Source organism: Pseudodesulfovibrio indicus (assembly GCF_001563225.1).
GTDB classification, from domain to species: domain Bacteria; phylum Desulfobacterota; class Desulfovibrionia; order Desulfovibrionales; family Desulfovibrionaceae; genus Pseudodesulfovibrio; species Pseudodesulfovibrio indicus.
Genome location: NZ_CP014206.1, coordinates 370,815 through 393,534 on the forward strand (window position 1 = coordinate 370,815; position 22,720 = coordinate 393,534).

Below are 22,720 nucleotides of genomic sequence, written 5' to 3' on the forward strand. Positions count from 1 at the left end.
CGGGGGTCGGAATCAGGCCGCCAGGGGACGAAGGGCGTGGAGGAAGGCGCGCAGATCGGCCTCGTCGATGGTCGGGGCCGGGTCCATGCGCAGCACGCAGGTCCCGGGCCGCAGGCCGCAGACGTACCCGGAGCGGACCAGCTCCCGGTGGAGTTCGGCCGCGTCCGCCGGGTCCATGGCCAGGTCCATGACCGCCATGAGCCCGCGCCCGCGCACCGCGACATCCCGAGGGCAGGCTTCGGCGATGGCCCGCAAACCGGGGAGCAGTATGTCCGAGAGGTATCCGGCCCGTTCGATGAGCCGCCGTTCCCTGATCTCGCCCACCACGGACCGGACCACCGCCGCGCCCAGCGGATCGTTGAGATGGGACTGTCCGTAGGGGATGGGCGTCTGGCCCAGCCGATCGGCCACGCCCGCGCTCAGGGACGCGACCGACACCGGATAGCCGTTGCCCACGCCCTTGCCCAGGGCCGCGATATCCGGCTGCACACCGTAGTGCTGGTAGCCGAACCATTTGCCTGTGCGGCCCATGCCGGTGGTCACTTCGTTGACCATGAACAGGCCGCCCTTGGCCGACAGGGTCCGAGCGATGGACTCGACGAGCTGCGCGGGCGGAAAGCGGACCAGGCCGGACGAGCTGCCCGGCTCGAAGAGGAAGCCGCCGACGGAGTTAAAGGGGATGGCCGCCCAACGGGCGCAGTCCTGGGAGCACGTCTTGCGCCCGCACCCGTCGCAATCGAACCAGTCGAACGCGAACCACCCTTCCCCGCGCCGGGATGCGTCGCCGTAGGCCCCGCAATAGGAATCGCTCAGGATCATCACCTCGGCCCCGTCCAGCACGGACCGCATGACCCGCATCCCGTACTCCACGGCCTCGCTGCCCGAGCAGAGAAAGGCGCACCGCCCGCCCTCATGGCCGAGCAGTTCCAGGACCGCTCCGGCGGCCTCCTCGACCACGCCGGAGCCGTAGTTGAACCCCACGTGGGCCACGGACTCCAACTGCTCGACCAGGGCCCGCTTCACCGCCGGATTGCCGTGGCCCACCGACGTGCACCACACCCCGGACTCCAGGTCCACGTAGCGTTTGCCCCCGGCGTCGTACAGGGAGCAGTTGTCGGCCCGGACGATGTCGGGCAGCAGCGGTTCGTAGCCGGGAAAGGGAAAGGTCTTCATACCATGCCTCGTCAGGGTGTCGGTTTCGCCTGCGCATAGGCGGCCAGGCGTTCCTCCAGGGTGCCGGTGTGCAGCTCGAAGAGATGGTTGTCGTGATCGTGAAAATAGAGGGAGCGCCCCTCGCCCGCCACCCGGGGGCGGGCAGCGCGGACCTCGACCCCGCAACCGCGCACGCGCGCCTCGTAGGCGTCGAATTCGCTCTCCGGGATCTTGAAGGCCACGTGGTTGTAGGTCGGCTCGGGCAGCGGGTCGCCTTCCATCACGGCCACCCAGACCCCGGCGATGCGGAAGAACCGCTCGCGGGAGAGGGAAAAGGTTGCGTCGCCGCTGTCGTAGACCTGGTCCGCGTCGAACACGGCGGCCAGGAACGCGGTCATGCGATCCAGGTCGCGGACGATAAAGGTGATGTGGCTCAGCCCCTCGATCATTCGCCCGGCTCCGGGGGGCCGGAATCCGTTTCGCCCGAGACGGTCGGGCCGCCGAAGAGCTTCCAGACGAGCATGCCGCCCGTGAGGTTGCGCACGTTGGTGTACCCGCCCCGCTGCATCTGCCTGACCGTGGGCGGCGAGCGGTGGCCGGTCATGCAGACCACGACCACGGGCGCGGACGGGTCCGGGGCCACCCGGGCCAGGTCGATGAGGTCCGCCGGGTACGGCACGTTGACCGCGCCGGGGATGCGGAAGAACTCGAACTCCGCCGGGGTGCGCACGTCGATGACCGTGGGCGGGGTGTCTCCCGCCAGGGCGCGCTTCAGGGCCGGGGGCGACATGGGGGGGACGCCTGCCAGCCACCACCCCGCATCCCACAGCAGCACGAAGGCGGCCAGGACGAGGAGGAAGACGGCGAGGCGCACGGCCTATTCTCCGGGGTTGGGGTTCTTGAGGGGCTTCGGGGCGTCGCCGTCCCCGCCCTTGTCCAGGGTCACGGACAGGGCCGAGCCGGGCTTGAGCAGCACGTCGCGCTGCGGGAACGGGAACTCGATGCCGTTCTCGTGGAACAGGTTCCAGATGCGCAGCAGCAGGTCGCTCTTGATGTTGCCCACGCCGTCCTTGGTGTCCGCTATCCAGATCCGAAGCTCCAGGTTCACGGAGCTGTCGCCGAATTCCACGAGCAGGGCGCGCGGCTCGGGCGAGGCCAGGATGCGGTTCAACCCCTTGGGGGCCTCCTCCATGAGTTCGAGCGCCCTGTTCACGTCGGATTCATAGGCGATGCCCACCGGCACGCGGATGCGCACGTCGGCGTCGGAGTAGGTCCAGTTGACCACCTCGTTGGTCACGAAGTGCTCGTTGGGGATCAGGTACTCCTTGCCGTCACGGGTGCGGACCGAGGAAAACCGCCCGAACACCCCGGTGACCACGCCGTAGACCGTGCCGACCTCGATGGTGTCGCCCGGCTTGATGGACCGGTCCATGAGCAGGATGATGCCCGCCACGTAGTTGGAAAATATGGTCCGCAGCCCGAAGCCGATGCCCACGCCGAGCGCGCTGGAGAAGATGGCCAGGCTGGTCAGGTCGATGCCCACGCTGGACAGGGCCATAAGGATGGCCACGGTGAACAGGACCACCTTCACGGTCTTGCCGAGGAGCACCTGGACCGAGGGCGACACGTCGCGCATGGCCGTGATGCGGCCCACCGCGATGCGTGAGAGGATGACCGCCGCCTGGAGGAAGATCGTGGCCAGGATCAGCCCCTTGAACCCATCCAGGGCCGAGAACCGGGTTTCGCCGATGGTGAACGAAAGGTTGTTCAGGAACGAGGTAAGCGGGGTGAGCAGGCCGAGGATATGGAGACTGACGAAGACCCAGACCACGGTGGCCGTGCTGCGCGCCAGCGCCTTGTTGGGCATGCCCAGGGCGAGCAGCCGCAGGGCCATGCCGGCCAGGGCGAGCTGGCTCACGGCGTCCAGGACCCACGGGACGTATTCGAGCTCCTCGAAGACCTGCACGCCCGCCTGGGCCAGCCCCAGGAAGAGCAGCAGCCAGCCGATGTTCAGCACCCCGGAGAGCACGGCCCGGCCCACGGGATTCTCGGCCAGCCCGCCGCGCCAGTTGTCGAACCTCGGGCGCAGCCCGCGCCAGACCAGCAGGGCCAGGAGCAGCGCGACAGCGGCCCAGACCCATTGCAGGCCGGTTTTCCAGGTCAGGACGTTGGAGCGGAACCACCCCTCCAGGAAGACGAGGACCTCGGAAATCTTGTCCATGACCGGCATGAGCTGCTCTTTCACGATCGTCCTCCCCGCTCCCTTATCCTCGGACCGCCAGGTCGATGACCGTGGCCAGGAACAGGACCACGGAGATGACGCCGTTCATGGTGAAGAAGGCCACGTTCACGCGGCTCAGGTCGCCCGGCTTGACCAGCAGGTGCTCGGCCATCAGAGTCAGGGCCACCAGCGCGGCCACCGCGAAATAGATCGCGCCCAGGTTCGCGGCCCAGCCGGCCAGCAGGAACAGCACGCCGGTCACCGCGTGGCTCAGGGAGGAGACGCCCAGCGCCGCCGGGACCCCCAGCCGGGCCGGGATGGAGTGCAGCCCGCGCTCGCGGTCGAAGTCCGCGTCCTGGCAGGCGTAGAGCAGGTCGAAGCCCGCCACCCACAGGGTCACGCCCAGGAAGAGCAGCACCGCGGGCAGGGTGAAGACCGGGTCCACGCTGAGCCAACCAGCCACCGGGGCCAGCCCCAGCACCGAGCCGAGCACGAAATGGCACCAGCGGGTGATCCGCTTGCAGAAGCTGTAGAAGGCCGACAGGGCCAGGGCCAGGGGCGACAGCTTGAGGCACAGGGGGTTCATCAGGGCGCAGGCCGCGATGAAGACCAGGGCCGTGGTCAGGATGAACATCAGGGTGAAGCCCGTGGACAGCTCGCCCGTGACCAGCTCGCGCTTCTGGGTGCGCGGGTTCTCCCGGTCGATGTCCAGGTCGGCGTAGCGGTTGAAGGCCATGGCAAAGGAGCGCACCGCGACCATGGCCACGGTCAGGACCGCCAGGTTCCACAGCCCGGGCCATCCCCCGGCCGCCAGGAACGCGCCCATGTACGCGAACGGCAGGGCGAACACCGAGTGTTCTATCTTGATCATCCGGCACACGGCGGCCAGGTTTTTCACGAACTCCATGTATCCGCCCTCAGTATTTGTTGACCAGGAAGGCGCCGGCCAGCAGCAGGCCCACCCCGGCGATGCGCGGCCATGACACCGTATGGACCTGATAACTCACCAGGCCGTAGTGGTCCAGCACCAGCGCGGCCATCATCTGCCCCGCCAGGAGCCAGGCCATCATGCTCGTGGCCCCGATCTGGCCCGCCAGGATGATGGTCGCGAGCACGAAGAACGCGCCCAGCGCGCCGCCGGTCCACGACCACAGGGGGGCGCTCCCGGCCATGGCCATGGACGGCAGGGGAACCCGCGCGGCCGCCAGATAGCCGAGCAGCGCCAGGGTGCCGACACCGAAGGAGACCGCCGCGGCCCACACCGGATCGCCCAGGGAACCCCTGAGCCGGAGGTTGATGCCCGCCTGCAACGGCATCAGCGCGCCGGCGGCCAGGGCAAAGAGAACGAATAGCCATTTCATGAGCGTCGCTCCTCGTGATTATCTAGACTTTTTCAAGAGTTAGTCGGACGCGACAGCGCATCCGCCCGGAATGGTATCGGTCTTTTCGCGCAGAGTCCATGTTTTCGCCAGGGGCCCGAAGTGCGAAAATGTCGAACACCCGTCACCTGAGCGCCATTCATGAACCGGTCGGAAGGACTAGGTAGAGGCAACATCAAAGTCCATCCAACGGGAGGCACCATGACCGAGAACCAGATCAGGGAAATCAGGTCCCATCTCATGCAGGGCCTGCACGCCATCAACGGACAATTGAACACCGGCATCTCCATCCTGGAGAACTGCCCCGACGACACCGACTTCGCGGCCCAGCTCGCCCAGCACGGGCTGAGCGTGGCCATGCGCCGCCGCAGCGTGGCCCGCGTCCGCGAGATGGAGGAGGCCCTCAAGCGCCTCTCCTGCGCCGACTACGGCATCTGCGAGGAATGCGGCTGCGACATCGGCGTGGCCCGGCTCAAGGCCAACCCCTCCGCGCGCCTGTGCGTCTCCTGCCAGGCCGCAGAGGAAGAAGGCCTGAACCGCCGCTGCGCATAACATCCCCCACGGAGGCAACCATGGCCGATCCGGCGTTCAAGCCCCAATTCAAGGTGGACATGCACGTCCACTCCCGGTTTTCCACCCGGCCGTCCCAGTGGATACTGCAAAAGATCGGCTGCCCCGAGAGCTTCACCGAGCCGAAGGCCCTCTACGAGACCGCCCTCAAGCGGGGCATGGACATGGTCACCATCACCGACCACAACACCATCGCCGGGGCCCTGGAGATCGCCCACCTGCCGAACACCTTCGTCAGCGAGGAGATCACCACCTATTTCCCGGAAGACCGCTGCAAGCTCCACGTCCTGGCCTATGACATCACCGAACCCCAGCACGAGGACATCCAGCAACTGCGCGAGAACGTCTTCGAGCTCGTCCCCTACCTCCGCGAACAGAACATCCACCACGTCCTGGCCCACCCGCTCTTCGCGGTCAACGACCGCCTCACCCCGGCCCACTTCGAGCAGACGCTCCTGCTCTTCAACACCTTCGAGGAAAACGGCACCCGCGACGCCCGCCAGAACAAGACCCTGCGCGACATCGTCACCCGGCTCACCCCGCTGGACATCGACCGGCTGGCCAACACCCACGACCTCGCCCCCTACGGCGACGAGCCGTGGGAAAAGGGCTTGACCGGCGGGTCCGACGACCACAGCTCCCTGAACATCGCGCGCATGCACACCGTGTTCCCGGGCCAGCCCAGCCTGAACAACGTCCTGGCCGGGCTGGGCGACCGGACCTCGCGCCCCGCCGGAACCCCGGCCACGCCCCGGACCATGGCCCACAACCTCTACGGCATCGGCTACCAGTTCTACCGCTCGCGCATGGGCCACCTGTCGCCCGAGGTCTCGGAACACCTCTGCTTCCGGTTCATCAAGGCCGCCCTGTCCCCCGGCGCGGAGCCCAAGCCCCGCCTCTCCTCCCTGCTCCAGCGGATCATCGGGCGCGGCAAGGCCACCCTGCACCGCGAATACGGCCCCACGGACACGGTCCAGGGGCTGCTGCTCAAGGAGGCCGCGGACATCATCGCCCACGACCCGACCCTGATGCGCATCGCGCGCGGCAAGGTGGACGACGTGGTGGTCCTGGAAAAGGAATGGGCGCGCTTCGTGTCCCTGGCCGCCAACCGCGTGCTGGCCCAGTTCGCGGACCGCACCCTCAATTCCGTGCTCGGCGCCAACCTCTTCGACGTCTTCCACTCCATCGGGTCGGCGGGCTCGCTCTACACCCTGCTCGCCCCCTACTTCGTGGGCTACGACCTCTTCTCCCACGAGCGCGCCTTTTCCAACCAGTGCCTGGCGCGGTTCAGCAAGAGCAGGGCCAAGCGGTCCGGCGACGACATCAAGATCGCGCACTTCACCGACACCTTCGACGAGATCAACGGCGTGGCCCGGACCATCCGCCAGCAGCTCAAGATGGTCGCCCGCCACGGCAAGGACATGACCGTGGTCACCTGCGGGGCCATGGCCGACGTGCCCGGCGCGGTCTCCTTCGAACCGGTGGGCCGCTTCAACATCCCGGAATATCCGGAACTCTCCCTGGCCTACCCGCCGTTTCTCGACATGCTCACCCACTGCTTCGAGCAGGAGTACGACTGCATCCTCGCGGCCACGCCCGGACCGGTCGGCCTCGCGGCCCTGGCCATCTCGAAGATCCTCAAGCTGCCCTTCCACGGCACCTACCACACCGCCTTCCCCGAATACGTGGGCGCGTTCACCGAGGACGCCGGGCTGGAAGACGGCTGCTGGCGGTACATGTCCTGGTTCTACAACCAGATGCAGGTCATCTACGCGCCCTCGGAGGCGACCCGGTTCGAACTCACCGACCGGGGCATCGACCCCGGCAAGATCGTCACCTACCCGCGCGGCGTGGACACCGAACGGTTCCACCCCGCCAAGCGCAACGGATTCTTCAACAAGTTCGATGTGGGCGGGCGCACCAAGCTGCTCTACGTGGGCCGGGTGTCCGTGGAAAAGGGCCTCGACGTGCTCACCGAGGCGTTTCGCAAGGCCGCCAAAATGCGCGACTCGCTCCAGCTCATCGTGGTCGGCGACGGCCCCTACCTGCCGGAGATGCAGCGGCGTCTGCGCAACACCCCCGCCACCTTCACCGGCGTGCTCAAGGGCGAACCCCTGGCCCAGGCCTACGCCAGCGCCGACCTCTTCGTCTTTCCCTCGGCCACCGACACCTTCGGCAACGTGGTCCTCGAAGCCCAGGCCTCCGGTCTGCCCGTGATCGTCACCGACAAGGGCGGCCCGGCCGAGAACGTCCTGCCCAACGAGACCGGGCTCATCGTCCCGGCAAACGACCCGGACGCCCTGCTCCGGGCCATCCTCCACATGATCGACACCCCGGAACGCATCGCCTACATGCGCCGCAAGGCCCGATCCCACGTGGAAAACCGGACCTTCGACGCGACCTTTCTCAAGACCTGGGAAATATTCGGCTCCCATGTCGCGGCCTAGCGTCCCTGTAAGGAAGGACGCCTCCGGCGCGGCGGGCGGAACGGATCAGGAATCCCCGAAGGAACGCAGCTTGCGGTACAGGGTCTTGCGCCCGATGCCGAGGATGCGCGCGGCCTGGGTGCGGTTCTGGTCGACGTGTTCCATGACCCGCAGGATGTACCGTTTCTCCTGCTGCTCCAGCGTGGGCAGCGCGGCGAGCGGTTCGCCCTGCTCCAGGGAGTCGGCGATGTCCGAGGGCAAACATTTGGTGGTGATCAGGTCGTTCTCGGCCAGGATGATGCCCCGCTCGATGACGTTGCGCAGCTCGCGGACGTTGCCCGGCCAGTCGTAGGTGATCATGCTCTGCCCGGCGCGCTTGGACAGCCGGTAGGGCGGCCGGTCCGGATAGAGGTTCTCCAGGAAGTGCTCGATGAGTTGCGGGATGTCCTCCTTGCGCTCCCTGAGCGGGGGGATGTCGATGCGGAAGACGTTCAGGCGGTGGTACAGGGCTTCGTGGAAGCGGCCCTCTTCCACCTCCCTGGCCAGGTCGCGGTTGGTGGCAAAGAGGAAGCGGACGTCCACGGACCGCTCCTCGCGGTCGCCCACGCGCCGGTAGGTCTGGGATTCGAAGACCCGCAGGAGCATGGCCTGGACCTCCAGGGGCAGCTCGCCCACCTCGTCGAAGAACAGGGTTCCCTTGTCCGCCTGGGCCAGCACGCCCTCCTGGGACGTCTCGGCCCCGGTGAACGCCCCCTTGCAGTAGCCGAACAGCTCGCTGCGCAGCAGTTCCTTGTTGAACGCGCCGCAATTCTTTACGATGAGCGGCATCTCCGCCCGCGAGCTGCGGCTGTGCAGGACGTTGACGACCACGTTCTTGCCCACGCCGCTCTCCCCGGTGATCAGCACCGGCGCGTCCGTGGGCGCGACCTTGTCCACCAGGAACCCGATCTGGCGCATGGGCGCCGAGGTCCCGATGAGCCTCGACCTGGGCTTGCCGCCCTTGTTCATGCGCAGCCTGCGCAGCTCCCGCTGCATGACCCGCCGCTGATAGGCGCGGTCGATGAGCAGGTTCATGCGGTCCAGGGAAAAGGGCTTGGTCACGTAGTCGTAGGCCCCGGCCTTCATGGCCTCCACCGCGCTGTCCACCTCGGAGTAGCCGGTGATCATGATGACCTCGACGTCGGGCAGGGTCTCCCGGAAGTGCTCCAAAAGCCGGTTGCCGTTGCCGTCGGGCAGCCGCACATCCAGCAGGACCACGTCGAACCCGTTCCGCTTGGCCAGGCGCAGGGCCTGGGCCGCCGTGGCCGCGGTGGTCACTTCCCTGCCGGGCAGGGCCAGTTCGCGTTCGGCCAGCTTGCGGATGAACGGCTCGTCGTCCACCACCAGGATGCGGTTGGTTTCGGGGGTGGTCATGGCGCGGCTACTCCTCCAGCCGGGGCAGGATGACCTCGAAGACGGCGCCCTTGCCCGGTTCGCTCGTGGCGGTGATCTCGCCGCCGTGCTTCATGATGATGTTGTAGCAGGTGGACAGGCCGATGCCGATGCCCTGGCCCGCCGGCTTGGTGGTGAAGAAGGGCTGGAAGAGCTTTTCCGCGTCCTCCGGCTCGAACCCCTTGCCCGTGTCCGAGACCCGCAGCTGGATCATGCTCCCGGTCACGCTGGTGCTGATGCGGATGGTGCCGCCCGTGTCGCGGACCTCGTACAGGGCGTTGACGATCAGGTTGAGCGCCACCTGCATCAGCTCGCCCGGATGGCCCATGAGGCAGGGTTCCTCTTCGGACAGGTCGAGGCCGATGATCCCGTTGGGAAGAGAGGCCAGCCGGGGCTGGAGCAGCTTCAGGCAGTTGACGATGATGTTGTTGATGTTGACGATGGCCATGGAGCGCACGTCCCGGTGGCCGAAGCTGAGGAGGTTCTGGACGATCTCCGAGCAGCGGTTGCACTCCTGGAGCACGATGTCGAGGTATTCCTCGAAGGTTTCGAGCAGGCCGTTGCACGGTTCGCCGTCCTTGAGACAGGTGCCCAGCCTGTCCAGGTGGCCGTGCAGGGCCTCGGCAAAGCCCCGGATGGAGGTCAGGGGGTTGTTGATCTCATGGGCCACGCCCTCGGCCAGCACGCCCACCGTCGCCATGCGCTCGGCCTGGAAATACTTGGCCTGGTACTGCTTTTCCACGGTCACGTCGCGGTGCAGGAGCAGGACCTTGCCCGGCGCGTCCCCCGTGCCGGGCATGAGCGTGGCCGAGCATTCGATCTGCCGGTTCTCGCCGTCGATGTTCATGATCTGCAACTGGCGGCAGACCTTGCGGCCCTCCTCCCTGGCCATGAGCAGGGGGCAGGGGGAGCACGGCTTGTCCCCGCCCTTGAACACCCGGTAGCACGGCAGCCCGATGGGATCGCGGCTGCCGTAGGTCTCGTAGAAGGCGCTGTTCACCGAGAGCACCTTGTACTCGCGGGAGACCACGGCGACCACGTCGGGGATGCCGTTGAGGATGTCCTGGACGTCGCGGCGCTTGCGCTCGAGCTCGATGTTCGAGGCCTTGAGCTCGTTGATGGTCTTCTGGACTTCCTTGAAGAACCCGAGCTTGATGGACTCGATGCCGATGATGTCGTCCAGGCTCGCGCGGACGCCGGAGTCTCCGTTGCCGTCTTCCCTGTTCATGTCACCACATCTCGTAATAGATGTTCAGGATGTCCTTCCAGTCCGCCTGCCTGGGGTTGGTCAGCAGGCAGATGTCCTTGACCGCGTTGTGGCTCGCCTGGGGCAGCATGGTCCGGTCCGGCAGGATCTCGCGCAGGCGGCAGGGAATGCCGATCTCCTCCCGCAGCTGTTCCAGGGCCTCGATGCCCGCCAGGGCCGTGGCCTCGTCCGTCCTGAGCCGTTTGCCGGTGATGATCTCGCCGATCTTGGCCATCTTGGCCTCGCAGACCGGGAGGTTGAAGCGCATGACGCTGGGCAGGAGCAGAGAGTGGGCCGTGCCGTGGACCACGTCGTGCATGCCGCCCAGGGCGTGGGCCAGGGCGTGGCCGAGGCCGACGCTGGCGTTGGTGAAGGCCATGCCCGAGGAGGTCCCGGCGATGGCCAGCTGTTCGAGGTCTTCCAGCCTGCAGTGCTCCAGGGCGGGGCGGATGTGCCGGATGAGCAGGTCCAGCCCCTTGAGGCTCCAGGCCTCGGTGAACGGATTGGCGATGGGCGAGACGTAGGACTCCACGGCGTGGGCCAGGGAGTCGAACAGGGGCGGGATGATCTGTTCCCTGCTCAGGGTTTCGAGCAGCAGCGGGTCGGTGATGGAGATGTTCGGCACCAGGGTCCGGCTGATGACCGTCATCTTCACCCTGCGCTCCACGTCGGTGACCACCGTGAACTGCGAGATGTTCGACTCGCTGCCCATGGTGGTGGGAATGAAGACCATGGGCGGCAGGGGACGGCGGACCATGTTGGCCCCCTCGTAGTCCGCGATCTCGCCCCCGTTGCTGACGATCAGGGCGATGCCCTTGGCCGCGTCCATGGGGCTGCCGCCGCCCAGGGCCAGGACCACGTCCGCCTCCTCCCGGCGGTAGAGGTCCGCGCCGTTGTGGACCTGGAAATCTCGCGGGTTGGGAACCACATCGTTGAAATAGACGAAGTCCAGCCGTTCCTTGCGCAGGATGTCGAGCAGGTTTTCCACCCAGCCGACGCTCTCCACGCCGGGGTCGGAGACCACGAATATCTTGGACGCGCCGAGCCTTTTCGCACAGATGCTGGCGTATTGCAGGCTTCCCCGCCCGAAGATCACTTCCGGTATGGCGAATTTGAATATGTCCACGGTGATTCCTTTTGCTTTCTGTATAGCGCCTTGCCCGTCCGCGATCAAGGCGGTACGAAAAAAATCTTTTCTCTCCGGGCAGTTGTCTGCAAAGACCCAACACCCCGCCCCGGGTCCGTCACGCCCGGCGGTCCATCCCCTTGGCCATGCGGCGCATGAGGAAGTATTTCTCGTCGAAACCCATGGCGCACAGCTGTTCGTAGACCTGCGGGGCGATGCCCCTGGTCAGGAGCATCTGCAGATAGATCAGGTCGTCCACGTCGTGCTCCAGGGTGTACGGGGGCGGCGCGTCCCCGCCGAGCCAGTACCCGTCGCTGATCAGCCCCGCCTCCTTGGCCCGATCGTATTGGGGAGAGGCCGGGAGCAGGGTGTTGATGCCCAGGATGGGCATGGTCGCCGGGCGGATTTCGCGGATCAGGGCCACGGTTTCCTCGATGGTCTCCGGGGTCTCGCCCGGGTTGCCGACCATGAGGAAACAGCACGGCTCGATCCCCGCTTCGTGGGTCTTGGCGAAGGCCTCGCGGACCTGGTCGGCGGTGAACCCCTTGTTGGCCGCCTTGAGCACGCGCGGGCTGCCGGACTCCACCCCGTAGTAGATTCGGTAGCATCCGGCCTCGCGCATTCGGGCGAGCAGCTCCGCGTCCACCAGGTCGACGCGGGTCTCGGCCATCCAGGCAAAGCGCAGGCCGCGATCGGAGATCTCCCGGCAGAGGTCGAGGATGCGTTGCCGGTCCAGGGTGAACAGGTCGTCGGAAAAATAGACATGCCCCACGCCGAGGTCCGTTATGAGCCGCTCGACCTCGTCGGCCACGTTGGCCGGAGAGCGCCTGGACCAGCGGCCCTCGAAGAACCGGTTCACCGAGCAGAAGCCGCAGTGGAAGGGGCAGCCGCGCGAGCTGAGGATGTGGGTCCCGACGAGGTCCCGGTACCTCTCCGGGATTTCAGGAGACTTGTATTCGGCGAGATCGAAGGCGTCGTAGGCCGGGAAGGCCAGGCCGTCCAGGTCCGTGGACCGCTCCCTGGCCCGGGTGCGGACCACGCCGTTTCCGGTGCGCAGGGCCAGGCCGGGAACGTCCGCGAGGTCGCCGCCCCGCTCGAAACACGCCACCAACTCGACGATGGTCTCCTCGCCCTCGCCCAGGACCACCACGTCCACGGCGGGGTTGGCGAGCACGTGTTCCGGAAAGAAGGTGGCGTGCGGCCCGCCCACGACGATGCGCGCCTCGGGCAGCACGCGCCGGGCCTCGGAGGCGAGGCGGTCGGCGTTGATCCGGCCCAGGGTGAAGCAGCTGATGCCCACCAGGTCGGGGCGCTCGCGTTCGAGCAGGGCGGCGACCTCGGGCCAGGTCTCCCGGTGCAGGTCGCGGAAGACGGTCTCCACGGCGTTGGCGCGCAGAGCGCTGGTCAGATAGGCGATGCCGAGGGGGACCCACGTCTTTGACGGGAGCAGGTCCTCCTCGGCCGTGGCCGGGTTCCAGAGCCGGGGGGCGGGCGGGGTCAGGAGCAATGCCTTCATCCATCCTCCTAGGTTTGGTTCCGGGCGCGGCCGCCCGGACGGTATGCCCCGGCCCCCGGGAAGGACGGTGGGGGGCCGGGGTTGTTGAACGCTCCTGCCACGGAGGTGAACCAGGAACGGTTGCCGCTATGCCGGGAGCCGGAACGCCTTCTTCTCGAAGGCCGCCAGTTCGGCGTCCATGCCCAGCCGTTTCATCAGCTTCCGGGTGGGCAGGCCGGTCTCGGTGTCCCACTCCATGAGCTTGTAGTATTCGTTCTTGACCGCTTCGAAGTTCTCCCGGACCAGCGGGGGATGGGGCGGGTCCGCCGGGGGGTAGCTCGGCAGCAGCCGGGTCTCGGAAGGGGTGAAGAAGTGATCGGGCAGCTGATCGTGCTCCTCGCGCAGGTTGACCTTGTGGCCGCCGCCCCATTCCATGGCGGTCAGCAGTCGGTGCAAAACCCAGATCCGGGCCGCCTTGTCGTCCAGGGTCTTCTGGGTCATCTTCTCGCCGGTGACCAGCTCGAAGAGCTTGTACTCCACGGTGATGTCGCCGGTGTAGTCGCGGTCCTTGCGTCCGCTGGTCATGATCGGGAAGACCCAGTCGCAGACCGTGATGCTGTCCTTGATGCAGCCCCGGTAGTGGATGAACTGGCCGAGGTAGGCATTGGCCTTGGCCGACTTCTCGCCGTTCCAGGTCAGGGGGACGTCGCGCTTGCGGTGCAGGTCGTTGAGGCCGTTTTCCGCGATCTCCTCGCCCCAGTGCCGGACGGCCACGGGCATGGCCTGCTCGAAGGTCAGGCCGGTCCACTCCACCAGGTTGGTCATGGAGTGGCGGTTGGGATCGCGATTCTCCACCGCGAAGTTCACGGCCCAGTAGTAGCCGAAGGTGCGCGGATCGTAGTGGGCCGACATGCCCCAGCCGCCGTTGCCACCCACGACGCCGCCCATGATGCCTTCCATGTTCTCGAAGTGCATGGTCTTTTGCGCCGCTTCCTTCATGCCCATGGATTCGAACTTGGCGGCGATGATGTCCATGGCCCGACGGAACCCTTCGCCCAGGGCTTCGCCCAGGAATCCCTGGCGGTAGGCGATCATGTTCATCATGGTCTCCAGGCCGTCGGTGCTGAAGTCGCCCCTGGGCGGGTAGTGGCCCTTTTCGAGGCCGGCCATGATCTCGTCGCCGACCAGCTTCTTCTCGTGGAGGATCTGCAACAGGTCCTTGCCGCCCACGGTGGTGTCCTGGAGGTACCAGACGAACTGGATCATGGGGAACATCTCGAAGGTGTCCACGCCCAGCTTGTTGGCCAGCTGGTTGGCCAGGAAGGTGGCCTTGTCGCGGTTGCCCAGCCAGGAGTAGAACCACTGGGTGCAGCTCACCGCGCCGCCGCCCATGCCGTCCACGTTCATGTAGGAGTAGCAGCCCTGGGGGCAGCCGTAGCAGGACTGGGACTTGACGTGGTACTTGTTCAGCCAGGGGGCGCAACTCTCGGTCTGGTCGAAACGCAGGGCCTGCTTGTTGATGTCCTTGGGGTCCACGTGCTTCTCGGTCCAGCTGAGCGGGCCGGTGGACAGCGGCGTGGAGCCCAGGGGGCCGGGCTGGAACTCGCGGACGCTCTTGACGTACTTGATCAGGTTCTTCTTGTCCGCGACCTGCACGCCCTTGGTGCCCCGGATGGCGATGGCCTTGAGGTTCTTGGACCCCATGACCGCGCCGAAGCCGCCCTGGCCCGCGGCGTTGCCGATGCGGTGCATGATCGGGGAGATGCGCACCAGCCGCTCGCCGGAGGGACCGATGACCGCGATCTGGGTCTTTTCGTCGCCCGTCCTGGCCTTGATCATGTCCTGGGCCTCGAAGGTGTCCTTGCCCCAGATGCCCGAGGCGTCCTCGATGGTCACCTCGTCGTCGACGACGTTGATGAACACGGGCTTCTTGGCCTTGCCCTGGACGATCACGGCGTCGTAGCCCGCAAATTTCAGCTCCGCGCCCCAATAGCCGCCGAAGCCGCTGCGGGTGACCAGCGGGTGCTTGGACTTGGGCGCGTAGACGTGGGGCGAGATGGAGATGACCTCGGAGCGCCCGGTGGAGGGCGCCAGGGAGCCGGTCAGCGGCCCCACCGCGAAGATGATCCGGTTTTCGGGGTCAAAAGGACCCGCCGTGGGGGCCTCGTCGAAGACCACCTTGTAGCCGAAACCGATGCCCCCGGTATAATTCAGGTACTTGGACGTATCTTCCTTGACTATGGAACCGTCGTCCAGGTTGACTCGCAATATCTTTCCAGCCCATCCGTACATTGTACCGTCTCCTTGGGTTGTGTGTGGTTAACCGAGTTCGATGAACTTCAGGGCGTCCGCCGGGCAGTACTTGACGCACATGGGGTCGCCGCCGCAGAGGTCGCACTTGGAGAAGATGCTCTTCTCCTTGTTCTCCACGATCATGTCGTAGGGACACGCCGCGAAGCATTCGCCGCACCCCTCGCACTTGGCGGGGTCGATGACCCGCGCTCCGGTCTTGGGATCAAGGGTCAGGGCGTCGTATTCGCAGGCCAGGTAGCAGTCGGCCATGTTGCACTGGCGGCAGACGTCGGGCATGACCGCCAGCTTGACCAGCTTGTGCTGCGGGTCATAGGTGGTGTGGATTCGGGACAGGGCGGGCTGGCAGATGTCGTCGTGGCTCAGGGAGCAGACGATCTCGCAGGTCCGGCAGCCCACGCAGGTGGTCGGATCGGTGATCAGCCAGGAGCGCGTGTTGGGCAGCTGGTCCGGCGTGATCCCCCGGTTGTAGTGTTCCGCCTTGAAATTCTTGGGGGCCGCAATGGCCGCCCCGGCCAGGGTTCCGGCCACGACCTGGACGCCCAGGAACCCGAGCATCTTGCGCCGCGATATTCCCTTCCCCTTGGACGGAGACGATTCCTTTTTGACCGCCGGACGGGCGTCGGCCGCTTCCTCGGTTGCCGTATGGTCCATTGCCTTGTTGGTGCTCACAGTTACCTCCTGTAGTGTTTCGCGTTGAACCGCATGAACACTCCTTGAGCAATTCCGGGACCACCTCCGCGGCAGCGGGCGGGCGCCGCCATTTCGTGCATGATTTGGGCATAATACTAGCCCTACACAATCGCCGATTTGTAAAAAATGAGGGAATTTTTCGGATGCGGTAAAACGGTCCTGAACGCAGGGCGCGGCGCCCGCGCGGACCGTTCCCTATTGACCCGAACGGGGGAAAAGGCTGTGTCGGAATGACCCGCCTTTTGCGGCGGAGGTACGGCCGGATGACGGCCTAACGGAAGAGCGGATAGTCACGCATGGAGAAAGCGACTCTGCCTGAAAGACCCGCCGCGTTTGCGAGAGGCACGTGTCCGGCGCTTTCCCGAAAGGACGGATGGAACGGGACGCCCGCCGCGGAGCATCCTTCCGGGCTTCAAGGCCGAATCACGAAAGCGCGCGGAGCGGAGTGACGCACTCCGCGTTGCCCCACCGCTTGAAGTCTTGTCCTTCGACGCCGAATTCATGCAGGATTTTTCCCACGATGTGGTTGGTCATGTCGGCGACGGACCGGGGGTGGGTGTAATAGGTCAGCATGGGCGGCATGATGACCACGCCCATCTGGGACAGGGTCAGCATGTTGCGCAGATGTATCGGGCTGAGTGGGGTCTCCCGGGCGATCATGACCAGCTTGCGGCGCTCCTTGATGGTCACGTCCGCGGCCCGCAGGAGCAGGTTGTCGGAATAGCCGTGGCAGACCCCGGCCACGGTCTTCATGCTGCACGGCACGATGACCATGCCCTCGGTCACGAAGGTCCCGCTGGCGACATTGGCCCCGACGTCTTCCCTGTCGTACACCCGGGTCGCATATTCCGTCAGCTGGGATTCCGTGACGCGCGTCTCGTGTTCGAGGGTACGCACGCCCCCCTTGCTGATCACGAGATGCGTCTCCCAGCCGGGAATCTCCTTGAGGGCCTTGAGCAGCTCCAGGGCCAGCACGGAACCGCTGGCTCCGCTTATCCCGATGGTCAATCGTTTCGGGTGCTCCATTATTCGTCTCCTCGGGGCCGCAATGGTCTGCGGGTTCATCGGGCAAGCCGCGCCGTCTTCGGCTATTCGGCCACGAGCTTCTCGACCGCTTCGTCGATGTCGAAATGAAAGGAATTTTCGGGCGCGTGCAGCAGCCTGGATGCTTCGCCCGCCGCCAGGGGGATTTCGTACAGGAGCTTCTGGGAGAAATACCGGTCCAGGCGCACGGTGGGGACCGAGCAGCTTATGGAGGCGACGATGGTTCCCGCGTCGTCGAAAACCGGCGCGGCCACGCACCGGACGCCCTTGTACAGTTCCTCGAAATCGAAGCCGATCCCGTTTTCACGGACCTTTTCCATTTCTTCGTAGAGACCGCTGAGGGTGTCGCTGGTGATGCCGGAGTCGCTTCGCCGCAGCTCCTTGACGAACCGCTGGCGCTCCTCCTCGGGCAGGAAGGCCAGAAAGACCTTTCCCGATGCGGACATGTACGCGGGGAAGGAATCGCCGATCACGGAGTCCATCTGCAACGCGTGGTCGGAAGTGACCTGATGCACGACGACCATGTCTGTCCCGGTGAGCACGGTCAGGTTGACCGTCTCGTTCACCTTGTCCCGCAGGCGGGAGAGAATCGGCTTCAGCGCGGTGCCAAGGTCGCTCTGCGAGGCGATCTGCTTGCCGATCTTGTGCAGCTTGAGCGTCAACGCATACGCGCCGCCGCGTTCGATCTGCCGCACATAGTCCAGCTCTTCCAGGGTCCGCAGGATGCGCTGCAACGTTCCCTTGGGTATGGAGCACGCCTCGTGGAGCGTCTTCAGTTTCCAGTTGCTTTTGGTCGCCATCGTCTCGATGACGAACAAGGCTTTTTCCAGGGAGCGCATCATGAAATACTTGTCGTCTGCCATCATTTTCCTCGAAGAGATGATTGCCGGAATTGACACCGGGGGAAAATTCAAAGCCCTTCAGGATTGGAAGGGCTTTGCATTTTTAACAATCATCCGATTTATTGTCTAGCCAGTCCGGTTTGTTCAACAGATGCATACCGTCTTTCACCAGTGACACGCACATGGCGAAAGTAAAAAGCATCATCGGGAATCCGGCGAGTGATATCAATCCGCGCACCGGCTCGATCCCCCCGGATATGCACAAAACGTAGGCGATGAGGCCGACCACCACGCCCCAGATGATCTTCAGGTGCTTGGGCGGTTCCTCGCCGACGTGAACGCCCTTGGTGGAGATGATGGCCAGGGTGGCCACCAGGGAATCGGTCATGGTGGCGAACGAGAAGACGATGGTCACGACGAATATTCCCATCAGGATCTTGCTGAACGGGAACTGGGAAAGGAGAATGTAGACCATGGATTCCATGCCGAACTCGTGGATGCCCGCCCAGACGTCCACCAGGCCGCTCCACTGGAAGTAGACGGCCGTGCCGCCGAAGGTGGCGATCCAGAAATGGCAGAAGATGGTGGGCGGCACGACGTTGACCAGGATGAACTGGCGGATGGTCCGCCCCTTGCCCATGCGCGCCAGGAAGTGACCCAGCAGCGGGGCGAAGATGAAGAAGATCTCCATGTAGGGAACGAGCCACTGCATGGGCCATTTGTCGTTGACCTGCATGGTGTTGAGCAGGGTGCTGTTGCGGAAGAAATTGTTGGCGAAATAGCCGAAGGACTCGACGCCTATCCCCAGGATGAACAGCGTGGGCCCCGCCAGAAGAACAATGGCCATGAAAAAGAAGAACGCCCGCGTGGTGCCCGTGGAGAGATAGCGCATGCCTTTTTTCAGGCCGGAATAGGACGAGAGCACATAGATGGGGATGATGATGGCGGCTGCCACGGCCCAGGTGCCGGCACCGGGGGTGTAGCCGAATATCCTGCCGGTGCCGCTGCCGATCTGCATGAGCCCCGCGCCCATGCTGGTGGCGATGGCGCAACACAGGGAAAACAGGCAGATGGCGTGCACCGTCGGGACCAGGATCGGGCGGTATTTCTTCGGGAAGATGGCGTACATCCCGGCCGCGACGGAAAGGGGATAGTTGCGGTTGTAGCTGACCAGGGCGATGGCCACGGCGCAGATGGTGTAAAAACAGTACTGGGCGATGGTCCAGTGCAGGGTGGTCTGCGCGATGGCGAACACCCCCGCGTCCTTTGAGCCGGGCTCCAGATGCAGGCTCAGCGGCGGCTGCATCATGTGGTAGATGGGCTCGCCCATGGCCCAGAACAGAATGCCGATGCCGATGCAGCCGCACAGGGAAAGGGCGAACCACTGCCAGAAGGTGAACTCGGGCTTGGCGTCCCTCCCGCCGAGCCGGATGTCGCCGATGGGCGAAAAGGCGATCCCGGCGGTGAACATGACGATGATGATCCCGAGGGACACCTCCAGCCATCCGAAGTTCACGTGGATCCAGCTCATGGTCCGGGACAAAATGGCGGCCAGCCCCTCGTGATAGACCAGCCCCAGAAGTATCCCGAATGCGAGCAGTATGAAACCGGGCCAAAAGGTGTAGTGATTGAGTTTCCTTCGTTCGGCTATACAGGCATCCTCGGTCATGATCTCATCCCCAACTTGTCTGATGAACTACCTGATCCGCCATAATGCCGGTCAACGCGGCTCCCGTCTCCATCGACATTTCGAAAGAGCAAGCAGGCCGGGCATTGCAACATAACGGCTCGTCCTCTTCGCAATAATGATATCGCGTACCGTTTTGTGGTAAGATTAGAGCAACAGAAACGTGATGTCAATGGGGTTGTCTTTTTTTGGAAGAGCACCTTTCCGGAAATGTGCTCTGTCGCGATCTGAATTGAAAAATGCAACAACTCATTCAATAGATGAATAAAATTGGCTCATACAAGTTTCATCGAGGGGTATTGACGGAACTCGGCATCTCGGATAAGGTGCACTTTAACGGTACACAATACCGCAATGCGGTATGTAAGCAGCAGGCGACTGCTCCTTTTTTTACCCCGTATTGTGGTACAATATACCACAATACGGAACAAGCTGACGTTAATTGGACGAACCGCAACAAATTTCATTGAGGTGAATATGACCCAGGAAACTTTGTTTTTGAAAAACACGGAAACCTTCGCCGAGAGCCTGGCGCGTTGCGGAGTGAAGTATCACTTCGCATACCCCATCACTCCGGCGACGGACGTCATGAAGAGGATGGCCGTCATCCTGCCCGAATACGGCGGCGAGATGATGCAGATGGAAAGCGAGATCGCCGTATCCAGCGCCCTCGCCGGGGCGGCCAGCTCCGGCACCCTGTGCGCAACCTCCAGCTCCGGCCCCGGCGTGACCCTGATGCACGAAGCCATCGGCTTCATGTGCGCCGCGGAACTGCCCTGCATCATGTTCGACTCCATGCGCGTGGGGCCGGGCGACGGCGACATCCTCGGCGCGCAGAGCGACTACTTCGTCGCCACCCGGGGCGGCGCGCACGGCGACTATCACGTCATCGTCCTGGCGCCCTCCTCCGGCCAGGAAATCGCCGACATCATGCCGCACGGCATCCGCCTGGCATACACGTACCGCACCCCCGTGCTGTTCGTGCTCGACGGCGTCAGCGCCCAGATGACCGAGTCGGCCACCCTCCCCGCCTACAACGATTATTCCGCCGAGTTCGACACCTCCGGCTGGGCCTTCACCGGAACCCAGGACCATCCCAAGCGCGCCCTCATCACCGGCAGCTATTCCCACGAGGACGGCTACGTGATGAACGAGCGGCTCCGCGCCAAGTACGAAGTCATCCGCGAGAACGAGCCCATGTGGGAGTCCGAGCAGGTGGAGGACGCGGAACTGGTGGTCGCCGCCTTCGGCATCCACGGCCGCATGTGCAGGGACCTGGTCACTAGGATGCGCGCCCAGGGCAGGAAGGTCGGGTTCATCCGGCCCATCACCCTGTGGCCGTTCCCGGACAAGGCGTTCTCGGCCCTTCCCGAATCGGTGAAGAACATCCTGGTGGTGGAAATGAACCACGGTCAGATGGTCGACGACGTCCGGCTGGCCGTGAACGGGCGGATCCCGGTCCATTTCCTCGGCAAGACCGGCGGCGACATGCCCATGAACACCCTGGCAGAAATGGTTGCCGAAGCAGAAAGAATCCTGGGGGAATAACCAAATGGAAAACCTGAGCGCCAAATACGGCGAGACGCTGAACCTCGACAAACTGACCAGCTACTGCCCCGGCTGCGGGCACGGCATCGTGACCAGACTGGTGGCCGAAGCCATCGAAAACCTGGGCATCATGAAGCGGACCGTCGCCATCGTCGGCATCGGCTGCGGCGGATTCTCGCATCACTATATGGATATCGACGCCATCGAGGCCACCCATGGCCGCTCCCCGTCCTTCGCCATCGGCTACAAGATGACCCGGCCGGACAACATCGTCTTCACCTACGCGGGCGACGGCGACACCTGCGCCATCGGCCTCGGCGACCTGCTGCATGCGGCCAACAAGGGCATGCCGGTCACCACCGTCATGGTCAACAACTCGGTCTTCGGCATGACCGGCGGCCAGATGTCGCCCACCTCCCTGCACGGCCAGGTGACCACGACCACCACCAAGGGCCGCGACACCGCCCGGCAGGGCTACCCGCTGCTCGTGCCGGAGATGATGCAGCACATGCCCGGCGTCAAATACCTGGCCCGGGAGACGGTCGCCACCCCCAAGGACATCCGCAAGGCCAAGAAAAGCATCCAGAAGGCGTTCGAATGCCAGGTCAAGGGCCTCGGCTACGCCTTCGTGGAGGTCATCGTGCCCTGCCCGACCGGGCTGAAGAAGAACGTCCGGGACTCCTACCAGTGGTGCGCCGAACATGCGACCGCCTACTTCAAACCTCAGGTCTTCAAAGACGAAACGGAGCAAGACAATGTTGCATAAGTGTATGTTTTCCGGGTCCGGCGGACAGGGGTCCGCGCTGATGGCGAAAATGGTCTGCCTGGGCGCGATCAAGGAAAACCTGAAGGTCGTCATGACCCAGACCTACGGCATCGAGCAGCGGGGCGGAGACTCCACCGCCTACGTGATCGTCTCCGACGAATGCATCGGCAGCCCCATCGTGGAAAACGACGCCACCATCGCCGTGGCCCTCAGCCAGTCCATCTACGACAACTGCTTTGACGGCACGGTCTCCGGCGGCAAGCTCTTCACCAACACCTCCATGATCGAAACGCCCCGGGAAGCCGAGGGCTGTGACCAGATTCTCCTGCCCGTTTCGGACATGGGCGTCGAGCTCGGCACCGTGCGCTGCGCCAACATGGTCATGCTCGGGGCCGTGCTGGCCGGGACCGGAATCCTCAAGCTGGAAACGGTCGAGGAAGTCGTGAACGAGGTCTTCGGAGCCAAGAAACCGAAACTGGTCGGACTGAACGTCGAGGCGCTGCGCGCCGGATACGCCGCCATGAACAAGGAGGCCGCCAATGGCTGACAAGCACCATGTTATCGACGCCCGCCGCTGCAAGGCGTGCGGACTGTGTGTTGACAATTGTCCCAAGGAAGTCCTGGCCATCGGCAAGGAAATCAATGGGCAGGGATACAACTATGTCGTCCAGGCCAACCCGGAAAACTGCGTGCTGTGCGACATCTGCGGCATCGTCTGCCCCGACATGGCCATTGGCGTAATCAAAGCATAAATTGTACGTTTCCATCCCCGTTACAGGGGATG

The 22,720-nt window shown here is 64.7% G+C and carries 21 protein-coding genes; 6 read left to right on the forward strand and 15 right to left on the reverse strand.

The window, feature by feature from the left end; translation table 11 throughout:
• Nucleotides 1–12: 12 nt before the first annotated feature.
• From AWY79_RS01795 to AWY79_RS01820, 6 genes are read right to left on the reverse strand one after another with little or no spacing between them, the layout of a single operon-like run.
• A complete protein-coding gene (locus AWY79_RS01795) occupies nt 13–1,173 on the reverse strand; it encodes an aminotransferase class III-fold pyridoxal phosphate-dependent enzyme (protein ID WP_066799540.1) in 1,161 nt (386 codons plus the stop codon).
• Between the two features lie 11 nt (nt 1,174–1,184).
• Nucleotides 1,185–1,601: a FosX/FosE/FosI family fosfomycin resistance hydrolase gene (gene fosX, locus AWY79_RS01800; protein WP_066799542.1), complete on the reverse strand. Its 417-nt coding sequence runs from the start codon at nt 1,599–1,601 to the stop codon at nt 1,185–1,187.
• Nucleotides 1,598–2,026: a rhodanese-like domain-containing protein gene (locus AWY79_RS01805; RefSeq protein ID WP_066799543.1), complete on the reverse strand. Its 429-nt coding sequence runs from the start codon at nt 2,024–2,026 to the stop codon at nt 1,598–1,600. Before AWY79_RS01805 ends, fosX begins: the two co-directional genes overlap by 4 nt.
• Before the next feature lie 3 nt (nt 2,027–2,029).
• Nucleotides 2,030–3,397: a mechanosensitive ion channel family protein gene (locus AWY79_RS01810; protein ID WP_078063565.1), complete on the reverse strand. Its 1,368-nt coding sequence runs from the start codon at nt 3,395–3,397 to the stop codon at nt 2,030–2,032.
• 19 nt (nt 3,398–3,416) lie between these two features.
• Nucleotides 3,417–4,280, reverse strand: a complete 864-nt coding sequence (locus tag AWY79_RS01815) for a UbiA-like polyprenyltransferase (RefSeq protein ID WP_066799544.1) — start codon at nt 4,278–4,280, stop codon at nt 3,417–3,419.
• Between the two features lie 10 nt (nt 4,281–4,290).
• Entirely contained in the window at nt 4,291–4,734 is a 444-nt protein-coding gene (locus AWY79_RS01820) for a DMT family transporter (protein ID WP_066799545.1), read from the reverse strand.
• Nucleotides 4,735–4,953: 219 nt separating this feature from the next.
• Here AWY79_RS01820 and AWY79_RS01825 point away from each other — a divergent pair, with 219 nt between their 5' ends.
• A complete protein-coding gene (locus tag AWY79_RS01825) occupies nt 4,954–5,304 on the forward strand; it encodes a TraR/DksA family transcriptional regulator (protein ID WP_066799546.1) in 351 nt (116 codons plus the stop codon).
• Between the two features lie 20 nt (nt 5,305–5,324).
• Nucleotides 5,325–7,769: a glycosyltransferase gene (locus AWY79_RS01830; RefSeq protein ID WP_066799549.1), complete on the forward strand. Its 2,445-nt coding sequence runs from the start codon at nt 5,325–5,327 to the stop codon at nt 7,767–7,769.
• Between the two features lie 45 nt (nt 7,770–7,814).
• On the opposite strand, the gene AWY79_RS01835 is transcribed toward AWY79_RS01830, so the two are convergent.
• The 9 genes from AWY79_RS01835 to AWY79_RS01875 form a co-directional block, all read right to left on the reverse strand.
• Nucleotides 7,815–9,161 (reverse strand): sigma-54-dependent transcriptional regulator, encoded by a 1,347-nt coding sequence (locus AWY79_RS01835; protein WP_066799551.1) that lies wholly within the window; start codon nt 9,159–9,161, stop codon nt 7,815–7,817.
• A 7-nt stretch (nt 9,162–9,168) separates the two neighbouring features.
• Complete coding sequence (locus tag AWY79_RS01840; RefSeq protein WP_066799553.1) at nt 9,169–10,407, reverse strand: two-component system sensor histidine kinase NtrB; 1,239 nt, start codon at nt 10,405–10,407, stop codon at nt 9,169–9,171.
• A 1-nt stretch (nt 10,408) separates the two neighbouring features.
• On the reverse strand, nt 10,409–11,551 hold the full coding sequence (locus tag AWY79_RS01845; protein ID WP_066799555.1) for an iron-containing alcohol dehydrogenase: 1,143 nt from the start codon (nt 11,549–11,551) through the stop codon (nt 10,409–10,411).
• A 118-nt stretch (nt 11,552–11,669) separates the two neighbouring features.
• On the reverse strand, nt 11,670–13,067 hold the full coding sequence (locus AWY79_RS01850; RefSeq protein ID WP_066799557.1) for a B12-binding domain-containing radical SAM protein: 1,398 nt from the start codon (nt 13,065–13,067) through the stop codon (nt 11,670–11,672).
• Between the two features lie 126 nt (nt 13,068–13,193).
• A complete protein-coding gene (locus tag AWY79_RS01855) occupies nt 13,194–15,338 on the reverse strand; it encodes an aldehyde ferredoxin oxidoreductase N-terminal domain-containing protein (RefSeq protein ID WP_078063566.1) in 2,145 nt (714 codons plus the stop codon).
• A 27-nt stretch (nt 15,339–15,365) separates the two neighbouring features.
• Nucleotides 15,366–16,028 (reverse strand): 4Fe-4S dicluster domain-containing protein, encoded by a 663-nt coding sequence (locus AWY79_RS01860; protein WP_066799561.1) that lies wholly within the window; start codon nt 16,026–16,028, stop codon nt 15,366–15,368.
• 444 nt (nt 16,029–16,472) lie between these two features.
• Nucleotides 16,473–17,075 carry a UbiX family flavin prenyltransferase gene (locus tag AWY79_RS01865; protein ID WP_066799563.1) on the reverse strand — a complete coding sequence of 201 codons (603 nt, stop codon included), beginning with the start codon at nt 17,073–17,075 and terminating at the stop codon, nt 16,473–16,475.
• Nucleotides 17,076–17,137: 62 nt separating this feature from the next.
• Complete coding sequence (locus tag AWY79_RS01870) at nt 17,138–17,956, reverse strand: IclR family transcriptional regulator (RefSeq protein ID WP_066799565.1); 819 nt, start codon at nt 17,954–17,956, stop codon at nt 17,138–17,140.
• Nucleotides 17,957–18,038: 82 nt separating this feature from the next.
• Nucleotides 18,039–19,604: a BCCT family transporter gene (locus tag AWY79_RS01875; protein ID WP_078063568.1), complete on the reverse strand. Its 1,566-nt coding sequence runs from the start codon at nt 19,602–19,604 to the stop codon at nt 18,039–18,041.
• A gap of 516 nt (nt 19,605–20,120) precedes the next feature.
• Here AWY79_RS01875 and AWY79_RS01880 point away from each other — a divergent pair.
• Genes AWY79_RS01880 through AWY79_RS01895 form a run of 4 tightly spaced genes read left to right on the forward strand, consistent with a single transcriptional unit; the run spans nt 20,121 to nt 22,688 of the window.
• Nucleotides 20,121–21,170, forward strand: coding sequence for a pyruvate ferredoxin oxidoreductase (locus AWY79_RS01880; protein ID WP_233490977.1), 1,050 nt, complete (start codon nt 20,121–20,123; stop codon nt 21,168–21,170).
• A gap of 4 nt (nt 21,171–21,174) precedes the next feature.
• Nucleotides 21,175–21,936, forward strand: coding sequence for a thiamine pyrophosphate-dependent enzyme (locus AWY79_RS01885; protein WP_066799569.1), 762 nt, complete (start codon nt 21,175–21,177; stop codon nt 21,934–21,936).
• On the forward strand, nt 21,926–22,483 hold the full coding sequence (locus tag AWY79_RS01890) for a 2-oxoacid:acceptor oxidoreductase family protein (protein ID WP_066799571.1): 558 nt from the start codon (nt 21,926–21,928) through the stop codon (nt 22,481–22,483). Before AWY79_RS01885 ends, AWY79_RS01890 begins: the two co-directional genes overlap by 11 nt.
• Complete coding sequence (locus AWY79_RS01895) at nt 22,476–22,688, forward strand: 4Fe-4S dicluster domain-containing protein (RefSeq protein ID WP_066799573.1); 213 nt, start codon at nt 22,476–22,478, stop codon at nt 22,686–22,688. Before AWY79_RS01890 ends, AWY79_RS01895 begins: the two co-directional genes overlap by 8 nt.
• The last annotated feature ends 32 nt before the right edge of the window (nt 22,689–22,720 follow it).

Excerpts from the sequence above, each read along its gene's own strand:
- AWY79_RS01840 (WP_066799553.1), bottom strand. The coding sequence starts at position 10,407 with ATGAACAGGGAAGACGGCAACGGAGACTCCGGCGTCCGCGCGAGCCTG.
- AWY79_RS01855 (WP_078063566.1), bottom strand. The coding sequence starts at position 15,338 with ATGTACGGATGGGCTGGAAAGATATTGCGAGTCAACCTGGACGACGGT.
- AWY79_RS01795 (WP_066799540.1), bottom strand. The coding sequence starts at position 1,173 with ATGAAGACCTTTCCCTTTCCCGGCTACGAACCGCTGCTGCCCGACATC.
- fosX (WP_066799542.1), bottom strand. The coding sequence starts at position 1,601 with ATGATCGAGGGGCTGAGCCACATCACCTTTATCGTCCGCGACCTGGAT.
- AWY79_RS01885 (WP_066799569.1), top strand. The coding sequence starts at position 21,175 with ATGGAAAACCTGAGCGCCAAATACGGCGAGACGCTGAACCTCGACAAA.
- AWY79_RS01875 (WP_078063568.1), bottom strand. The coding sequence starts at position 19,604 with ATGACCGAGGATGCCTGTATAGCCGAACGAAGGAAACTCAATCACTAC.
- AWY79_RS01865 (WP_066799563.1), bottom strand. The coding sequence starts at position 17,075 with ATGGAGCACCCGAAACGATTGACCATCGGGATAAGCGGAGCCAGCGGT.
- AWY79_RS01820 (WP_066799545.1), bottom strand. The coding sequence starts at position 4,734 with ATGAAATGGCTATTCGTTCTCTTTGCCCTGGCCGCCGGCGCGCTGATG.
- AWY79_RS01850 (WP_066799557.1), bottom strand. The coding sequence starts at position 13,067 with ATGAAGGCATTGCTCCTGACCCCGCCCGCCCCCCGGCTCTGGAACCCG.
- AWY79_RS01890 (WP_066799571.1), top strand. The coding sequence starts at position 21,926 with ATGTTGCATAAGTGTATGTTTTCCGGGTCCGGCGGACAGGGGTCCGCG.
- AWY79_RS01895 (WP_066799573.1), top strand. The coding sequence starts at position 22,476 with ATGGCTGACAAGCACCATGTTATCGACGCCCGCCGCTGCAAGGCGTGC.
- AWY79_RS01835 (WP_066799551.1), bottom strand. The coding sequence starts at position 9,161 with ATGACCACCCCCGAAACCAACCGCATCCTGGTGGTGGACGACGAGCCG.
- AWY79_RS01830 (WP_066799549.1), top strand. The coding sequence starts at position 5,325 with ATGGCCGATCCGGCGTTCAAGCCCCAATTCAAGGTGGACATGCACGTC.
- AWY79_RS01870 (WP_066799565.1), bottom strand. The coding sequence starts at position 17,956 with ATGGCAGACGACAAGTATTTCATGATGCGCTCCCTGGAAAAAGCCTTG.
- AWY79_RS01815 (WP_066799544.1), bottom strand. The coding sequence starts at position 4,280 with ATGGAGTTCGTGAAAAACCTGGCCGCCGTGTGCCGGATGATCAAGATA.
- AWY79_RS01825 (WP_066799546.1), top strand. The coding sequence starts at position 4,954 with ATGACCGAGAACCAGATCAGGGAAATCAGGTCCCATCTCATGCAGGGC.